Annotated in this window: 3 protein-coding genes; 2 read left to right on the top strand and 1 reads right to left on the bottom strand. The window is 34.5% G+C overall.

The genetic code is table 11. The features are described 5' to 3' along the window. Positions 1 to 381 precede the first annotated feature (381 nt). Positions 382 to 14661: a SpaA isopeptide-forming pilin-related protein gene (locus J2Z38_RS05070; protein ID WP_225304621.1), complete on the top strand. Its 14280-nt coding sequence runs from the start codon at positions 382 to 384 to the stop codon at positions 14659 to 14661. Positions 14662 to 15644: 983 nt separating this feature from the next. Further along, positions 15645 to 18077, top strand: a complete 2433-nt coding sequence (locus J2Z38_RS05065) for a pilin N-terminal domain-containing protein (RefSeq protein ID WP_209773153.1) — start codon at positions 15645 to 15647, stop codon at positions 18075 to 18077. Positions 18078 to 18221: 144 nt separating this feature from the next. Here the strand turns inward: J2Z38_RS05065 and J2Z38_RS05060 are convergent, their stop codons facing one another. After that, complete coding sequence (locus tag J2Z38_RS05060) at positions 18222 to 19235, bottom strand: PIN domain-containing protein (protein WP_209773149.1); 1014 nt, start codon at positions 19233 to 19235, stop codon at positions 18222 to 18224. Positions 19236 to 20751: the final 1516 nt, after the last annotated feature.

The following is a 20751-nucleotide window of genomic DNA, read 5'->3' as shown; positions in this document are numbered from 1 at the left end:
ATTATAGATATTTATTTAGAATTATAACAAAATGCAACAACATATATAAAAGATGTTTGACCATGAAGGTAAAAAGAAATAAATTAAGATAGGAAAAATTAGGAAAATAAAAGTCAAAAAACTTCAAGAAACTTAGTGAATATCGGCTTTTACCCTTGTAAAAAAAGTCAAAATGTTATAAAATAAGGTAAAGAATATTTTGTAAAAAGACAGACTTGTATTTTATTTTCGAAAAATGAACAAAATATATAAAAAATATTTGATATAAAAAACAAAGGAATAAAAAATGAAAACGAGAAAATATTGGATAAAAGTGAATATAGCTAAGATAAAGTTTCCAGACAAGATTAAGGAGAATGAACAAAAAGGAAGGAGGTTAATATGAAAGGAAAAATGAGTCTACTAACTAGAAAAATATTTGCATCAATTGTTGCCATATCTATGTCAATCCCACCTACAGCTTTTGCAAATGCACCTGCGCCTGTAGTCTATGATGCAAATTCGTCTATCATGGGCCTTGCTCCAAAAAAGGAAGACCAAACCAAGGTAGAAAACACAGACCAAACAAAAATAGAAAAAGACTTAGGTGACTATAGTCTAGAAATCACATCGGCCATCGATGAGTCATTGACAAAGATAGACTACACAATCAAGGCGAAAAGAAAAAAACAAGCCAGAAATGAAAACCAAAACCAAGTTAGTGATGAAAATCTTTCATTAACCATAGCAAAGACACCTACTTCAAATATCAACAAGATAAAATTAGTATCAAAAAACACAGATACTGAAACCAACGACCCAGACTTCAAAGAAGATTTTGAAAGCATTGTAATCAAATCTAAAGCAAGTGATGAAATAATCTACAAGCTTAGAGCAGATGTGAACAAGGCCAAGGATCAAAGGTCATATGACTTAATCATAGGTCTAAAAGAAGCTGATAAGGAAGCTGGTGTGTTTACCTACAACCTAAAGGCACAAACAGGAGCCACCGTTGTAGACAACCAAACAGTCGAGTTGATCCAACTTGTAAACAAGGAAGAAAAATCTACTAAAGTAAAAGGCGACTACAAAAAAGAAGGCATTCTTGGTGGCTTATTTGCAAGTCATGACACCATTACATGGACTGACTACATAGTAAATGAAGAAGATGGAAAAGAAACAACCTACGATTTCGACATAGACAAAAACCAAGAAATCGGAAATGCTCAAATAGGCCTAGACTACTATGAGCTAACTGAAAATGGTTTTGAAATCAAAAAGGAATTTTCACAAAAAATAGACTTTTCAAAAAAGGTTAAATTCGAAATACCAAAAGGATTTATAGCAAAACTTAGCCTACAAACAAAAGTCTCAAAGAAAAACACTCATATCAAATCATATTCCTTAAATAAAAGCGTGTTAAAAAACCCTATATATATAGAAGGAAATGAAGAAGAAAAATCATCCGACGAAGAAGACCCTCTTCCAGAAGAAAAAACTCCAACAGAAAAACCTGTAGAAAAACCGGCAGAGGATAAAAAACAATCTACCGAAATCAAAGTAGATGATAAAAAATCAGAAGAAAACAAAACCAGTGAAAGCAAAAAAGAAGAAAAAACTTCTGACACACAAATCACTGTAACAGATGCTAATGGAAACGAAATCCCAGTAGAGGAAAAAGAAAAACCTCAAAAAGAAACAATTTCAGCTATCATCTTAAACAAGGACAGTTTAATAGCAAGGCTCAAGGCAGAAGGCAAGCTAACAAATGGTATTGAAACTGCTATAGAAAGCCTAGCCCAAAATCTTGATTCTTATAACCAAGGCAAGATTACTGACCAAGACCTAAAGGACTTCACAAAAGCCTTAGCAGCAAATAATAAAATCGAAAAATCTGACCTAAGATTTTATCTCGAATCAATCCTATCTGGACTAAACAAACAAAAGAACAAGGCAGCCAATTTAAACTACGATGAAATAATCACTTATGCCTATCCAGAAAAGAAAGAAAGCCAAATTAAGGTAGATGACAAAAAAACTGAAAAAAAACCACAAGATAAAAAAGAAAATCAGAATAAGGATAAGTCTTCAGTAGAAAAGTCAGAAAGCAAACCAGCTGTAGAGAAAAAATCAGAAAAGCCTTCCGAAAATAAGGAAGAAAAAGAATCAGCTATCAAAGTCTTTGATGCTAATCTTGACAAGCTAAAGGAAGAAGCAAAGAAGGAAGACAAAAAAGAAGCTGGACTTGTTGAAGGCCTAAAATCTTTACTAGGTCAAACTGACCTCCAAAAGGCAGACAAGGAACTAAAGAAAGCCCTAGCCGATAAGTCAAAAGGCCTAGAAGAAATTCAAAATCTCCTAGACAGTTTCGAGACAAAATACAAACTCTCAAAAGCCGACCAAGCTAAGCTTATGGACGACAATGGCGATGCTATAAGAGCCCTTGTAGAAAAAGACAGGAATAATAACTTTAGACCTCACATATTTGCAGATACAGGAGAAAATGCCGGTCTAAATCTTGATGGCAAGAAGTTTAATATCCTAACCCGTTTTGATACCTCAAATAGAGTTGGTCCAATTAAAAAGAATCAATTCTTCAATATCATCCTAGATAAAAAGCTGATGGTAAATGACCAATCTAGCCTTGAGCCAATCAGACACAATGGCAGGGTAATAGCTAAACCATCATATGATAGTAAGAATAAAATCATTACCTACACCATTACAGAAGATATCAATGAAAATATCCAAGTTCCACTAAATATACCAGTGGACTACGACAAAACTAATATCACCCTTGATTCTGACGGCACATTTACAGTCACAAACAAGGTGTCAGGACTTGGAGTTCAATCACAAAAAGATCTTCTTCCACAAAGAATTGACAAGAATGGAAATCCAGCAGGATCTATTATAGAACCTGATAGAGATGATGTAATTAAAATTATTGACGATAAAAATGTTCAAAATTACCAAGTGCCTATAGATGTTTATGCAGATCCAGAAATTATAGATGGTAAATTGACAGGTATTAACTGGACTGTTAGAGTTCACTCAGACACAGATTTACAAGCACTGGGCTACCATCTAAATCTAACAACAGTTAAAGGCTCAGGACTTGGAGAAGTTCAAAATATCAAAATCAATGGAGAAACCGCTGATCAATCTAAGGGTCTAACAGATAACCCTATTAAAGGACAGCTTGGAATAGTTGATTCAAAGCATCATACTTTGAATGAATCAACCCAAGATCTTCAATATAATTTCTACACTAAGGTAGATAATGTACAAGGGAATTATCTAATTGATATTACAATATATCTTAAAGCGAAAGATAAGGCTGGAGCTGTCAGATACAATTTTGAAAAAGGATTCACACAAGAAGCTATAAATAAAGCAACACCAACCCGTGTTGGTATAAATAATAGAACTACCATTCAAGGTAAATTTTTACCGAATGACAAGGCACAGTGGACTATCACAGATGCCATCTCATCTGGAGATGAAGAAAATAATGGTATGCCTCTAGCAGACAGAACTCCTGGTGGAGCTCAAACTATAACAAGTGCTAATAGTGCTGTTTATGGATTAGACACTGATAAAAACAGTCCTACCTATGGAAAAATGGTTGTTAAGAAAGAGAAACATACTACTAATAATTCTCTTCCATCGAAAGGATCAGATCCAGCTGGCACACAACCAGTAGGAAACATTGCAGTTTATGAATACGACACTAATCTTACACAAACAGAAGATAAAAAACCATTAACACTTTCTGGAGTTGAGATTTCTAAGTATAGGGATCTTTATATCGACCAACACTGGAATCTTCCACAAGGCTACGAAACAATGCCTGAGCAAGACATCAGTGTTGTTGACAAAAGTGGAAAGAATAATTTAGGAAGTGTTCATGTAGGTGAACGAAAAAATAGCAAGCAAAGATTTATCACAGTTTCTAATGTTAAGTATTGGGATATAAATGAAAAAGGCGAAGCCAGCCCTATTGATTATAAAATAAAACAAACTTTTCCTGCTAAAAATGTAAGAATAGGAACAAAAGAATATAAATACAACGAAAACACAAGTTACTATAACGGCAACGACAAAAACCACTTCATTTTAAACTCACTAATGGAGGTTGATAATAAAAAGCCAGCTACTTTTAAAATAGTAAAGGTAGATAGCAAAACTGGTGATAAACTCCAAGGAGCAAGCTTCCACTTGTTGGGAACTGGAATAAGTGTTGTAACAGATGCGAATGGTGAAGCCACATTCACAAATATTCCACCTGGAATCTATCAATTTACAGAAACAAAAGCACCAAAAGGCTACAAGTTAGATGGAGAAAACAAGACTATAACAATATCAGACAATGGTGAAGTTAGTGTATCTGGGAAAAATGCTGATTTCTCACAACCGGCAGGTAAAACAGAAGTTGTAGAACATAACAATCAACCGAACTGGCCAGACTACATGAATGCTATGCATTATGCAAAAGTCGGTGAAAATGGAGAAGTAGAATTCTACCTATACCTAAAACCAATAGCTCCAAGACAAGGTGGAGAAACTGATAGAAATACAAGACTTAATATTTCCATACCAGGTGTAAATATTACAGATGTAACAGCATACGATGTATCTCCAGGATATAGACCATATGTTAAATCTGCAATGGAAGGTCAAACTGCAAATAATTTACAACTTGGAAATAATGTAATAAATGCCAATCACAAGAATAAGATTACAGGTGATCCTGATACAAAAGATGCTTATACAGGAAGAACGGGCTATCAAATCTACTTCCCTAAAGAAAGATTTGCAAAAGACTGGGGATTCTTGGTAAAAGTTAAGGCTAATATTGGTCAAAATAATTCGGCAAGTCTATATTATGATTGGCTAACCAATGAAGATACAGCAAATCAAACTAATCTACAAAAAGTTGTAAGTTTAAGCAAAAATACAAGTGGGGCAGATGATAAGCCAACAATAACTATTAAAAATACTCCATTCGAGAAAAAACCAATAGAAGTTTTCAAATTTGCCAATACTTCTACTGATGGCAAGAGAGATAGACTTTCTGGAGCTGAATTTGTATTAAAAGATAGCGAAGGAAATGTAATTGCAAATAAGATAACTGACGAAAATGGTAAGGCTAGTTTTGGAAAATATCCAGAAGGAAAATATACTATCGAAGAAGTTAAGGCTCCAGACGGATATGAGAAAAACGGTGTCTATTTCGAAGTAGAAGTCAATGAATCTAAAGAAGTAAGGTACACTACTCGTTTTGAAAATTCATCAGCTACACCAGTCCCAGGTCAAGATTACTTTATAGAAAAGGGAGATGAAATTGGTAAAACTAGTAAGGAAATAGTAACTAGTGTAAACCAATGGCTTGACTATAACGAAGGACAAGCATACGGTCGTGGTGAAAGACCAAAAGTATGGGAAGCTTACAGATATGAATCCTTAAAATATCACGCAGACATAACTTTATCTCAATCAAATAAAGGCGATAGATTTGAAATTCAGTTTGACCCAAACCTCGACTTCACTCAATATTTCGCAGGATTTCCAAAGATAAGAAAAGGTGGAAAAGATATTGCAGATCCATACTTCGACTACAATACAAACCTATTGACTTATGTTTTCAATGAAAATACTGATGGAGGAAATACAACAGCTACTATTGACCTTATAGGTATGATACCAAGTAAATACTATGCCAAAAATACTGGCACCTATCCATTTACTATAACAGTACAACCAAAACAAACAGGTATATCAGGTCAAAAACTAAATAAAGACATAAATGCCTTCTTCGACGCCCATGATTCAGGTAACGACCAGCCTGTACAAAACTACTACTTTAGAGAAATCTATGAAGAAAATGGAGAGTATTATGTAGATGTAATCTCCTACTACAACGTAATAGGCGATAGATGGCCTTATAAAAGAGTTAATCCTAAAACTCTTAACTATAACTGGATAACAACCAATTTCCAAGGAGGAAATATTGCTGATTGGGTAGGAGAAGGTACTAAACCAAGACAAGTGCTTGATAGGGTAAAAATCTACCGTACTGAGGCAAATGTTAGAGTAATTCACGATGGGCCTTTGACTACTTTGGTTAACGATTATATGCCACAATCAATGGGCTTCAGGGCAGAACAAGAGCCTAATATTTATAGGCCGGTTTTCAATGCTTCGGTTGATCCGAATAAAAATGCGACCATATCACAAAATGGTATTACATTGGTTTATAATAAGGATAAAATTAACCCAAGTGGAAAGCTGATAGATAATAACAATCAACCGCTTAAAATTAGTATGCCTAGCATTAATAATGGTGAAGGTTATGTTATTGAACAAAGGTTTAAGATTCCAGACATAGATGCTTTCAATAAAAAATGGAGAGCCTATGTAATGAACAACGGCAACCTTAAATCAGCCTTCGCAAGTGGAGCCAACAAAAGTTTTGCAAAAGGTGACCAAACTGGTGGAGAAACTCCAAAATATTATAAAGAAGATGTTGGTGTAATAAATAAGAAATACACACCAGGACAGTTTAAGATAATAAAATCAAACCAATCCGATAATAGCAAGCTTGCCGGAGCTACATTTGAATTAACAGATGCTAAAAATAATTCCATCTATAGAACTTCAGATGGTAAGGGTGAACTTAGCTTTAAAAACCTTGCTCCTGGCTCATACACCCTAAAAGAAACCAGGGCTCCAGATAACTTTGTCAAGTCAGAAAAGAAGTGGTCAGTAACTGTTTATTCAGACGGATCAGTTAGGATTATTCAAATAGGTTTAGTTGGATCTGACGAGTCATATTTTGGAAACAACGAAAATATTATTATCATGCCAGTATCTAACAAACCAACTGGAACAGATTTCCGTGTTTATAAAAAAGATACTGATGGAAAAGCTCTTCAAGGTGCAGAATTTACAATCACTAAACCAAATGATTCTAGCTTCCAAGCAATTAAAAAATCAACAAATCCAAATGGTTTTGTAGAATTCGAAAAACTAACTCAAGGAACCTATATTATAGAAGAATCTAAAGCTCCAACAGGCTACAAGGAACTTAAGAAAAAATGGGTTCTTGTAATTGATGACAAGGGTAATAAAAAAGTTTATAACTATAGAGAAAATTCTGGCACAACATCAAGTCTAAACTCAATCCTAGAAAAACCTAATGTTAATTGGGTAGATGTAAAAGGCAGAAGTCTAGAAGGTTGGACCGACTTTGACAACAGACGTACAGGCTGGACAGGAAATAACGTCAATCCATTTAAAATGGGTACAAGAATTGTCGGTATAAATAGAAAAGATAAATATGTCATCCAAAGATATGTACTAAACCCAGAAGAAGCTAATATAGGTGCGACTACTGCAACAATTCACAGGGAAAAACCAGAATATCCAAACATGGATTGGTATAGTGGAGCTTTAAATTCTGGAGAAGAATTCCAAGTATTTAAACTTAATAAGCCAGTAACAGGAGTAATATCAGACATCAGACTTGCAGAATATGGTGCAAAAGAAATCACAGGCGATGTAACAAAAGAGGTAGATGATTCTCGCTTTGGCGAACCACACAGACTAAAATTAAACTTACCAGAAACTGATGAACCACTTGTTATTGACGTTAAAATTCCATATAAGGAAGAATATGGTGGAGTTGGTACTGGTATGGACTGGACAGAAAATGGTATAACATACTGGAAGTCCGACTACTACGAAAGTGCAAGTGTAATCAAAGAAGCATCTCCTGTATTATCAAATGATGGTAATATCATTGGTTCATATGTAGGAGAAGGATCCTTAGATGTAACAAATGAGTTAAAAACATTTGATTTTAAACTTAAAAAAGTTAAGGAAAATGACAATAAAGAAGAAATCGTAGGTGCGAAGTTTAGATTAACTGGACCTGGCGAAGGAGGAGAGGAAAGAGAAATCACAACTGGCAAAGACGGTTTAATTTCCTTTGACAAACTAAGACCAGGAATTTACAAATTAGAAGAAATCGAACCAGCACCAGGCTATGAAAAGTCAAATGTAGACTGGACTGTAAGAATAACATCTGATGGATCTAAGTATATCAAGGTTAATAAAAAAGAAGGCCTTACAGCAAATACTAATCTTGTTAATCCAAATGCCAATGGAATAAATAACAATACCCCAGTAAGAACTTTAGCCTATAGGAGTCTTCTAGAAAATAATAGCCATATGTTAGCTAATAAAAACTTAGGAGAAAGTCCAAGTTTAAAATCTATGGATGAGTTTAACACAAGGGAAAGATTAGCCTTAGCTGAAAATACACTAGAATTTTCAGAAGAATCAATTCCAACTCCTTTAAGATCAGCAAACGACTGGCAAAAAGTTGATCCAAATGCTTCTATTGGTAGAAGAGATAGGATTCAAGACAAGGACTTAGGAAGCACAAAAATCACTGAAATTAATAAGGTTGATAAGAAGTTTAGACAAGTTTTCTTACTAAAAGACTATTATTCTTCTAATTCAAAAAGAGAAGTTCAATTCCATAGAGAGCCAGAAAAATATGGTATAAATTTAAGTGATGGCAATACTACTTATAAAATCTATACAGTAGATCCTATATCAACCTTAGATAATCCAATAAAAATAAAAGATATTACAGAAGCTTGTACACAATCTGATCCAACACCATCTGGCAAGCAGCAAAGGATTATGTCTGAAATACCAGCGACAATTAGAGGACCTTTATATGTTGAAATAGAAACATACTATAATCCTAATTTCGGAATTGGCTTAGGCGTTGATTATGTTTATTCTAAGGGAGCTTCAACTTTATGGATTGCTGACTCTTATGATGCGGAAGATTCAATAAATAAGAACCTAGTTTCATCATATAAGCTAAAAATTACTAATGGAGCAAATGGATCTGTTACAGCAGAAAAAACTACTGATCTTAAAAAAAACGAAAAAGTCACACTAACTATTAGTCCAAGTGAAGGATACGAACTTGAAAAACTAACAGTAGCTGGAGTTGATGTAACAAATGATGTGGCAGATGGAAAATATTCATTCAAAATGCCAGCAAGTAATGTCGCAGTATCTGCTACATTTAGAGAAAAACAAAAACAATATGATGTACAGATAGCTACGCTATATAATGGTAAGATTACACAAAATAAACGCAAGGCTAAGGCAGGAGAAATAATTACTTTAAAAATTGAACCAGCTGATGGCTATGAACTTACTACTTTAAAATACACAGATGAAGATGATGGAGAAGAACACAATATAGATATGCAAGCTAAGTCATTTCTAATGCCTGCAACGAGTGTTTATGTAGAAGCAACATTTACAAAGAAAGCTGAACCAAAAACTAAGCATAAAATTCATACAAAACATACTGGCAATGGCAAAATTGATGTAGATAAGACAGAGGCAGCCGAAGGAGAACAGGTAACATTCAACCCTATTCCAGATGTAGGAAACACAATAACAAGATTTCCTGTTGTAAAATCTGATAGTGGAAAAAAAGTTAATATGGTTGAATGGAACTCTTTTATAATGCCAAATGAAGATGTAACAATTGAGGTTGGATTTAAACCAATATCACAGAATGTTTATCCAATAACAGTAGAACCATCAAAAAATGGTAAGGTAAGCGTAAACGCTATTGCAACAAGTGGAGAAGAAGTTACAGTAAGTGTAACTCCAAATGAATACTACGAACTTGATACTTTAACCGTAACTGATATAAATGGAAATCCAGTAAAAGTAAATGGACTAAGGTTTACAATGCCAGAATCAGGAGTTAATATTTCAGCTACTTTCAAAGTAAAAGAAATAACAGGACCACAAGATGGCGAAATTGTTATACCAAGTGATGGCGAATTAATAAAAATCACCAACAAGCAAACAGGTCTTGATCTTAAAATATTCAAGAGAGATTCTAATAGTAGACCTCTTGAAGGTGGTAAATTCACTTTAAAGAAAACAGATAAAAACTATACAACAGAAGATACTACATTTGAGAAAAAAGAAGGATTCTCTAGAAAAGATGGTAAGTTAGTATTTACTGACAATGATGGTAAAATTCAACCACTAGCTTTAGAACCTGGTTACTATCTACTAGAAGAAACAGAATCTCCATCAGGCTACAAAAAAGCTCAAGCTCCTTGGAAGATTCGAGTATATGAAGATACTACAACTAACCAACTAAAGGCAGAGTATAGGGGACCAGATGAAACACCAAATTCTTTTGTAAGTTCTGACAAGGCTTTGGATAGTTTTGGAAATACTACAGGAATAAAAACAACTGAAAATGGTATTAAATACGCAGCTCGTATGACTCATATCAATACAGAAGGTAAGACTTATATTCAAAGAATCTATATTGATACAAGAGCTTACAATGGTCCTGTCAATGTTCAAATCAAACCAGTAGTAAAAAGAGAAGAATTTGACGTTCCAGGACAACCACCAAAAATTGGTTATGAAGGAAATTATGGTGTAAAAACAGCCTATAGATCAACTTATGAGATAAAGGGATTAGCTGAAAATCCTACCGACGCAAAACTAAATGACATCTTTAGAAACTACACTATAGCAAATGACGATGTATCAGTAGTAAACACAGCTAGGTGGAGACCATTTGATTGGGGCTTTGACGAAGACCAATTAAACCTTGACCCAGGCGTTTACTATATTGATGTCGAAGGTTTCTATGATGACAATATTACAAAAGCAGATATTGGCAAAATAGAAATGAATGTTGATTTCAAGACACCAAGATACTTCTGGCAAGCAGATGGTTTAAACCAAAATAGAACTCAACACTATAAACTTGGAGGATCCTACCAAGCAGGTGCAGAAACATTCGGCTCTGTATACCAAAAAGACACCTATGTAAATGGAGAACTTAAGAAAAAGGGAACTCCTACTCCATGGGGAGCACAAAAACCAGATCGACAAAAATATGCAAACTGGTTGAGCAAGAAATTTACTGATTCATATGGAAATCCGAGAAATGCTGGTATAGTTGCAGTGCCTTATAATGGTATTGATAAAACCATTGATTCAGTCACAACAAGTATAAACATCAGACCACTATATACTTCTAATAAGAAAACCCAGGTCGGACCAGAAGGTATGGATATAGTAAATGAAGAAGAAACTTATAACATCACCTTCTCAAAACACGGTCGTGATGACAAAGATGAAACAGTGGATGGTGAAGCAGTTACCAAGAGAAGACTTGAAGGAGCAGTATTCAAGCTTCAAGAATATGTAATCAATGGTTACAAGGATGTAGAAGGTTCTACTATTGCATCAGCCTTCAACGGCTACTTTGGCTTTAGAGGACTAAAACCAGGAAGGTATCAACTTATAGAAGTAAAAGCTCCAGAAGGCTACAAGCCAATAAATGGACCACTTCTACGATTTACAGTAGAAACAATCAAGACAAACTCTGGTAAGATTGTAGATCCAGAATCTGGAGAAGTTGTAGATATCAAATCTATTAAGGTTAAATTCTCAGAAAATGACGAAAAAGCTTACAATTTAAGTGACTTAAATATGGTTAATCCAGACAATAAAAATGAAATCATAAAAGTAAGCAGTGTGGATTCAAAGAAAATTAGCATTAAGGATAGTAAGATTGTACACCCTACTACAAATGATATAGTCAATCTAAATGATTTAATTATTGCAACAGCAGATAATCACGAATATCCTATCAAGCAAATTAAAATCGTTGATGGATCAAGTGGTTATATCTCATTAGAATATGACAAAGCAAATGGCGTATACCAATACGTTCCAGAAAAATCCACATCAGAAAAAGATGGTAAGCTAGTAGACTTTGTAACAAGCGCTACTGCCAAGAACATGGGTAAAATCATAAATGAAAAACCAGGTAAAGGTAAAATCACAGTTAAGAAAGTTGACCAAAAAGGTGATCCAATAAATGCCACAGAGCAATTGCCAGGTGCAAAATTCAAGTTAACTAACATATCAACTGGAGCCAAAGAAGAAGGAACAGTTGGTGCAGATGGAACTCTTGAATTTACTCGCTTACAAATAGGTAACTACAGACTTGAAGAAGTAAAATCACCAGATGGATATATCAACAATAAACAAGTATGGAACTTCACTGTAGGTGGTGAGGGACTAGACCCTTATGCAAAAGATGCGCCACAAAGAAGAAAAGATGTATCAAGCAGCATAACATTATCAGAATCTAAACTGAGTGTATTAAATCCAGAAAGTAAAAAAGATGGTTTACTATCTGGTAAACAAGATGAAATGCATCCTCACTTTGGAGAAGTATTTGAATTTAATAACAAATACACTATTGATTCCAACTTAAAGATTAATCCTGGAGATTATTTTGTACTAAAACTAAGTGACAACATCGACCTCCACGGAATAATGGAAACTCATATAGATAACCTCGATATAATTGCAGATGGAGTAGGTACAATAGCCAAGGCTGACTACAATAGAACAGACGGCACAATAACCTACACTTTCACAAATTATGCTGACACTTATAATTTAGTAGAATTTTCTAATAAGCTAAAAGCTTATATCAATCTAAATAAAGTACCAAAAGCAGGGGACCAAAAGATAAGTCGTGGAGTTGTTGTAAATGATCAGATAAAAGATAATAAAGAAGATACAATCAAGGTTGTATATGACTCAATGACTGCAAAAGAAAAGTATCAAACTACTGATGGAAATTGGCACGAAATGACCGAAAACCACTTAAACCTTGGATCAAAGATTATTAAATATAATCCTGATACGGGCGAATTTGTTCATTACTACTATGTAAATAGGGATAGGAGCACAACACCAAGATCAAAATTCTACTACTATTCAAACCAAGATATAGAAAACTTGAATATTGATTACTACTCTCTTGATGGTAGCAAAGTAAATGTCAATGACTTATTGCCATTATCATTTGGTGTAAATGAAGATGACAAAAAACTTCCAGCACCTGTTCAAATAAGGTCTAGATCATATCTCGCTGCAGGCCAAGAAGAAAGTATTACTTTTACAGGTGGATTAAATTCAAATTCTACTTATCTGTTAAAAGTTACAGGAAAAGTAAGTGGAAAAGATAAGTCGTCCTATGTTGGTCATGGTAAACTTCAAATGATAGATAATCCTGACCGTTATGTAACAAGATGGGATAAACAATACTTCTTTAGAAATGAAGCTACTGCAAAAGCAAACTTAGTAATTCAAGCAGTCAACCCAGAAAACAAAATCAAATTCAAAAAAGTTGACCAAGATGGAAAGGCTCTAAAAGGCGCTACATTCCAACTTAAATATAAAGTTGGGGAAAATTGGAATGTAGACACATCTAGAGATAAAACTACTGGTGATGACGGAGTATTTGAATATACTAAGCTCAAACCAGGTAGCTACAGGGTTATTGAAATCACTGCCCCAACTGGATATAAAAAGGCAAAAGATCCAGTAGCAGAATTTGATGTAGATGAAAATGGTAGAATCATAAGAAAAGATAATGCTAATAACCCAGTAGGTGGTACAGCAGAAGATGGTATAAAACCTATTGAGATAGTAAATAAGAAAGAGCAAAAGATAAGCTTTGTTAAAGTCGATGCAGGTGATAAAAAACCACTTGAAGGTGCTGAGTTTGAAGTTTGGTATAAAGCTAAAAAAGAAGATACAGAATACACTAAACTAAAACTTTATGAAAAAACAGTAGATGGTAAAACTGAAAGACTTGCTGTTAAAGAAGGAGAAGACATCCCAACAGGATTCACACCTGTAAAAGAAGATAAGTTTATTACAGGCGATGATGGTAAGATTGAGTTTACCTTCTATGAAAATGGCTACTACGCTCTTAAAGAAGAAAAAGCACCTAAGGGTTATATAAGGCCAAGAGACTACGTCAAAGAATTTGTTTACAAGGAAGGAAAGCTTTATGAACTAGTTCAGGCTAACCTATCTATGAGTTTGAATAGAAGTACAACTATTAATAGTACTACTGATTATCCAGAACATAATGATGAATATACCTTAATCATAAATCCGGATAATAAGATGGTGAATTATTTAAAATCTGAAGGAGGAAATCCAAAAGCGACAATAACTCTGTCTGGATTTAATTCAGGTGGAACAGTCAAGGTTTATCTAAAAGCAAAAGGACAAGAAGTTCAAAAAACAGGATATGTACCTACTTTCAATTTTACTAATAATCAAGATTTGGTAATTGATTTAAATAAAGCCATTGCATCAATCAAAGCTGGTTCTGATACAACTGGAACAACAGATATCAAGTCTGATGACTCTATAGTTTTAGAAATAAAAGAAGAAACTTCATGGAATACTGAGGTAAATAGAAATATTAAACTAGATATCAAAGATAAAAATGCCAACCAGTTAATCTCCGAAAATAAAGATATTACCGTGGAAGCAAGCTTCGCAAGCGGAGGAGATAATGTATATTCTGGAACTAAAAAGTTTGATAGCTTACCAGAAATTAAATCAACAGATCCAATTAAAATCGAAAATAAGAAGGGTGAATACCCATTCACAGGTGGACCTGGTACGTGGATAGGCTTCACAATCGGAGGTCTTGCAGTTATGATAGGTGGAGCTTATATCTATCACAAACGTAGAGAATCCATTGAAGCAAATAGCTAGAGAAAACCCAAAGGGACTCGGGAAGAGTCCCCATGCGGAGCACTCGCAGCGAAGCGAGAGAGAAAATGCGTCGTCCCGACAGAAGGAGCGAAGCGACCGACGAGGGACCTTATAAACGCTGGACCAGAATGAACGAAGAGTAATACTCAAAACTAATAATCAGCGCCGTCCCTAATGGAATTGTCACAGTGATCAAGCCCGTCCGGCTCGGAGAGGACCCGTGCGGAGCACTCGCAGCGAAGCGAGATAAGTGAACTGATGAAATTCCTTAATCGAGGCTTTTCGAGATGAAGGCAAGCCGTTAGGCGAAGCCTGAATCCGAAAACTACCGTCGACAGAAGGAGCGAAGCGACCGACGAGGGACCTCATAACCGCTGGACCAGAATGAACGAAGAGTTATACTCAAAACCAATAATTATTAGGCTCTTGCCTATGATTATAAAGCCAAATCCATTGCCGCAAGTACTGGGCGATGGGACTGGCAAGCTCATTTGAGCTAGAAAGAATGTTACAAATCCTCGATTTATGATATAGTAAAGAAAAGGAAAGCTTGGCTTTATAGGCAAGAGCCTAAGGCAAAGCTAAAAGGGAATAGACCCTTAGACAATAGAAAAAGAACCATTTATAGGCCGCCCCGCTGGTATATCCCAAAAGGACGCCCCCTATAAGCAGCTGGCCCCACCAGCACGAAAGGCAAGTCGCAGCCTTTCTGAAATAGACAATGTGTTATACTTCTAGGGTTAAACATCGAGCGCCGTCTCGAACGACGCCAAAGGCGGAGGAGAGACCTCACAAACTCAGGACCCCTCATACGAAGGTGTATACTTGAGTGTCATTCTGAGCGAAAAGGAGCCTGTCTCGAGCGAAGTCGAGAGAAAGAATCCCACAAACTCGATGCCCCTCAAACTCAGGGAAATCCAATGATAGTTAGTACACACCCTGTCACCCACAGCGACAAGACAAAAAATATAAAGGAGAACAAAATGAAAAAGAAAATTTTGTCATTATTGACCGCATTCGCAATGGTCTTCGGAATCCTCGTAGCACCATTTACAAGTGCTAAGGCTGACGAAGTTAAAACAACCGACAGTGTAACACTACACAAAATCCTAATGGATAAAACTACTTTTGCTGGCTTTACTGCAGGTACAAAAGGAAAAAATAATGAGGAGTACGTTGGTAATAAAATTACTAATGTAAAAGATTTCTTTGCAGGAACTAATGCAGGAACTGACGCAGTTGCTAAAGAAATCGCAGGAGCTTATTTTGCTTGGCAAAAATTAGACGAAGAACACAAATACAAAACTAATGACTCTGGAGTGTTTGTAGATGCTGAAGGAAAGGTAATCCAAGATGGTATTACTGATGTATCAAAATTAGAGGAAGCAAATAAAGGGAAATTAGTAGAAAATTGGAAATTCATCAAAAAATCAGATGGCACTTTCCTAGATGCTAAATACCAAGATTTAACCTCAAAAACATTCGATGAAAAAGGATTTAAAAATCAAGTATTAGGTGGAGAAACTACTGAAGATGGCTATCAGTTTAATACAAAGGTATTAAATCAAGATAAGCCAACTACTTATAAAATAGTTGAAATCCATAGCCTATCATCATACAAAGGTGATAAAGGCGAAACCCTTACAGATATGAAGGCTGTACCAGTTGAAATCACACTTCCACTTGTAAATGAAAATGGCGTTGTAAAGGATGCTCATGTTTATCCAAAGAACACCCAAGAAAAACCAAAAATCGACAAAAACTTCGATAAAGAAGATAATAAAACTGGCGAGATTGTTAATGCAAAAGGTATAAAAGAAACCGAACTAATTAATAGCACAGAAGATAACAAAAAAGACGTTGAAATCATAACAGATACAAATGATAGAGAAAAAGGAATAGCTGCTAAGAGCGTAGGAGAAACAGTTCCTTACAAAGTAGTTACAGAAATCCCAGCTCAAACTAAATGGGCAACAGCAAAATGGGACGATAAGATGACCGAAGGTCTAACTTACAATCAAGACCTAACAATCGAACTTAAAAAAGGAAATGATGTTGTCAAACTTACTGCTAATACAGACTATAAATTAACTCAAGATGAAAAAGGTTTTGTATTAGAATTCTTACCAGCAGGTCTAAAATTATTAAATGATAAAGCTGAAAAACAAACTATAACACTTAAATACACTGCAAAAGTAAATGATAAGTCAGTAGTAAAAGTTCCTGAATCAAACGACATTACCTTCCACTATGGTAACAACCCAGGACATGGAAATACTCCTATTCCAACAAAACCAAAAGAGAATGGCGAATTAGAAGTAGAAAAAACATGGGCTGATGGTGTTCCAAAAGCTGGAGAATGGGCTACATTTACACTTATAAATGCAAACACAGGCAAAAAAATTGGTACTGTTAAGTTTGAAACAACTGCATCTGGAACAACAACAACTTATACTGCAGAAGCTGGATATCAAGCAATTGGTAACGAAAAACCACAAGGCCCAACAACAAAAACAGATAGTAATAATGTATGGACTTTCAAATTCACAGGTCTAGATAAAAATCTTGAATACAAGATAGAAGAAGCCAACAACATGAACGAAACAGCTAAGTTCACAAAGGGAACTGATGGTCAAATCAAAATTGAAAACAAAAAAGATAATAACCCAACACCACTTAACCCATCTGAACCAAAAGTTGTAACTTACGGTGTAAAATTCGTTAAAACAAACGTTGAAGGCGAAAGACTTCCAGGTGCAGAATTTGTAGTTAAAAATGAAAAAAATAAATTCCTAGTAGAAGGTACAAAAGCTACACGTACAGAATATGAAGCTGCACAAACTGCATTCGTTAGTGCTGTTAAAGATTACAATGCCGCAGTTAAAAAAGGAAATATTTCTGATACTAATAAAGCCATAATTGGTGGTAAGGAATTTACTACAGAAGCAACTGCAAAGGCAGAAGTAGCAAGACTTGAAAAAGCAAGAGATGCTGCATGGAATGCAACCCTACAAAGCATGGACGGCTTCACAGCTGATTCTAAAAAAGCTGACGGAGTCCTAAAACTAACATCAAATGAACTAGGTCAATTTGAAATCGCTGGTCTTGCACCAGGCAAATACTCCCTAGTCGAAGTTAAAGCTCCAAAAGACTATGTAGATGCTGATAAAGCAACACTTGAGTTTGATTTTGAAATCGGAAAAGATGGAAAAGTAACTAGCCAAAAAATGTCTAATATAGACTTCGGAATTGAAGATAAAGATCAAACAAACGATAACGCAAAACAAATCATCAACAAGAAAGTAACCATCCCACAAACAGGTGGAATTGGTTCTCTAATCTTCATAGTTGCAGGTGCTGCAATCATGATAGGCGCATTCGTAGCCTACAAAAAATCTCAAGCTGTTGAAGCTTAATAGATTTTAAAATTAAAAATAAACTCAATCGCCAGTACGTGGATTGAGTTATACAAGAAAAGAGGAGAAAAAATCTCCTCTTTCTTATATTTAAATTTATATTGATTATATAAAAAACTATTACTCAAACATTTAAATATTATATTAATAGTCAAAATGTTCATATGGTTGTTCATTTACGGTCATTGGTGTTTCTCCAAAATGATTATCAGGGTAAACACCTATTCTATTGGCTACATCTTCAAAAGGATATGTATACAAAATGTCATCATTTTGTGATTTAAGAATTGTTTCATAAAAATCTCTTACATCATAGTCTAATAAAATACGACCTACCTGATCGTTTTGTAGAACACAATTACAAAGATCGTATACTTCTTCATAACTCCAGTCAGAATATTCATTTAAATTTTTAATCACTATATGAGTATATGCAAAACTTTCGCTGTTTAGCAAATTATTGATTAATTGTCCTTTTGCATCACTTATCTCTAGCTCTATATCCTCTAATTTATCTTTGAAAAACGAATACAATGAACTATAGAATATTATATTACCACCTTTATTGTTATTCCATTCTTTTTTTAATAAATAGTTAAATTCATTTTTTGATAGATCCGATACGAAGTCTTTATCAGAAGTAATAAAATAGAGGTCTTCATTTGGTCCATATTTTAATAGAGTTTCCCAATTGATTGCATCACCAAAGCTATTGTTTTTCCCTGGAGGATTACCCTTGGTAAATCTATTATATGCTTTTTTAATTATATCATCGCTACATTCTAATATGGTATCTTGATTAAAAAATTCTTCTATGGTTTTATCTGCACTAAGATTATTGTTTATAATATCCTTGTGAATATTATCTTTCCATTCATTAAACTTTTTATCTAAATCTTCCATTTTATCCTTAAATTCATTATATTCTGGATATGGTTTAGTAAAATTTGGGAATTTTGGTATTTTTAGCTGAAAATTTTTATATGTTGAATTTAATTTATTATCCCTATTGCGGTATACCTCATCAACTACTTGTTGAGGAATAAATAATTTAATTTTGTGGTCTTTGTATGTTTTTAATTTTTCAAATTGAGATAGATTGTCATCAGAAAAGTCATATAAAGATAACCATATATTTGAGTCTATAAATAAATTCATTTTAACTCCTTTATGTTTTAAAAATTATCAATTATATTGAAATCGTTTTTATAATTATACTATTTAAGTAACAGATAAGTCAAATCAAGTACATAATATTGCGTAAATTTTAATAATACAATATTTACTATTTCATCCTAATGTACAACTTATATGGAATTCTAATGTTAATAGATATCATCATGGTTGTTAGTGGGATGCTCTCAGCTATAGCACATCATATAAACAACAAGTTTTCCATTAAATTACTAAATAATTTGGGTCAAGGAAAGACACGAGCCGACGGGCTTATCGCCTTCGTTAGATATGGCGTACGTTTTGATATAATGTTAACAATTGAGATACATATCAACATCCTCTTGACTTCGCTCGAGATAAACTAAATTGAGAGGTCTTTATATTTGTTTTTATAGAGGGATTTAGTAGAACTCTGGGATATTTTTGCTAGGTTATCATGTGATAAATATAACAACGGTGTAGGTACAGAACTATTTCCATAGAGAACGATAGAGATGTCTCGCTCCGATAGATAAGGATAGGGGGGCTTGGTGAGGACTTGCTCTCCAAAATCCAGAGTGTTCTATACGAGGCGGCGGAATCTCCCGAAGGAGACGGCCTTGTTAATAACACGCGCTTTCGTAGCCTACAAAAAATCTCAAGCTGTTGAAGCTTAATAGATTTTAGAATTAAAAATAAACTCAATCGCCAGTACGTGGATTGAGTTATACAAGAAAAGAGGAGAAAAAATCTCCTCTTTTTCTATACCAAATTGACTGATATTTTTTTATACACAAGAAATTTTTAAACATTTTATAAATACTATAGATTGCCCCAACCGATAGATAATGATAACTACTAGCAAAATTGCACTATTAATGACATAATATTTGCGTTTTGAGTTGCTAAATTAATTTGATAATGATATTAGGATAAAAAAGTAGGTAACGGATCACCAATCTTCATCGTAACAGGTGTCCTCCTCGAGCTGGGTTGAGGGTTTGAGTTTTTCTTGGGTTTTCATATATTAATTATTATATGTAAAAAATGTATAAAAAAGAATTTAGGGGACTTTTGAAAGTCTATGTCTTAAAACACAAGAGAGAGAAAAAATCCTCCCACCTCGACAGAGCGGAGCGACGAGAGGTCTCTATTATTATTTTTGGAATGAGATTTTGTGGATGCATCGGGATATCTTATAGGGATCTTATTTTATATAGGTGATAACGGTGTATTTACGGAACCCATGATGTAGGGAACTATAGAGGTCTCTCACTCCTTCCAGTCGTTCGAGACGGGTGGTGAGTTTGAGTTTTTCTTGGGTTTTCATATATATTAATTATTATATGTAAAAATGTATAAAAAGAATTTAGGGGACTTTTGAAAGTCTATGTCTTACAAACACAAGAGAGAGAAAAAATACTCCCACCTCGACAGAGCGGAGCGACGAGAGGTCTCTATTATTATCTTTGGAATGGGATTTTGTGGATGCATCGGGATGTATTTATAGGGATCTTAT

Origin of the sequence: Anaerococcus degeneri (assembly GCF_017874475.1) — a bacterium.
GTDB lineage: Bacteria > Bacillota > Clostridia > Tissierellales > Peptoniphilaceae > Anaerococcus > Anaerococcus degeneri.
This window is presented reverse-complemented; position numbering and strand designations above follow the sequence as displayed.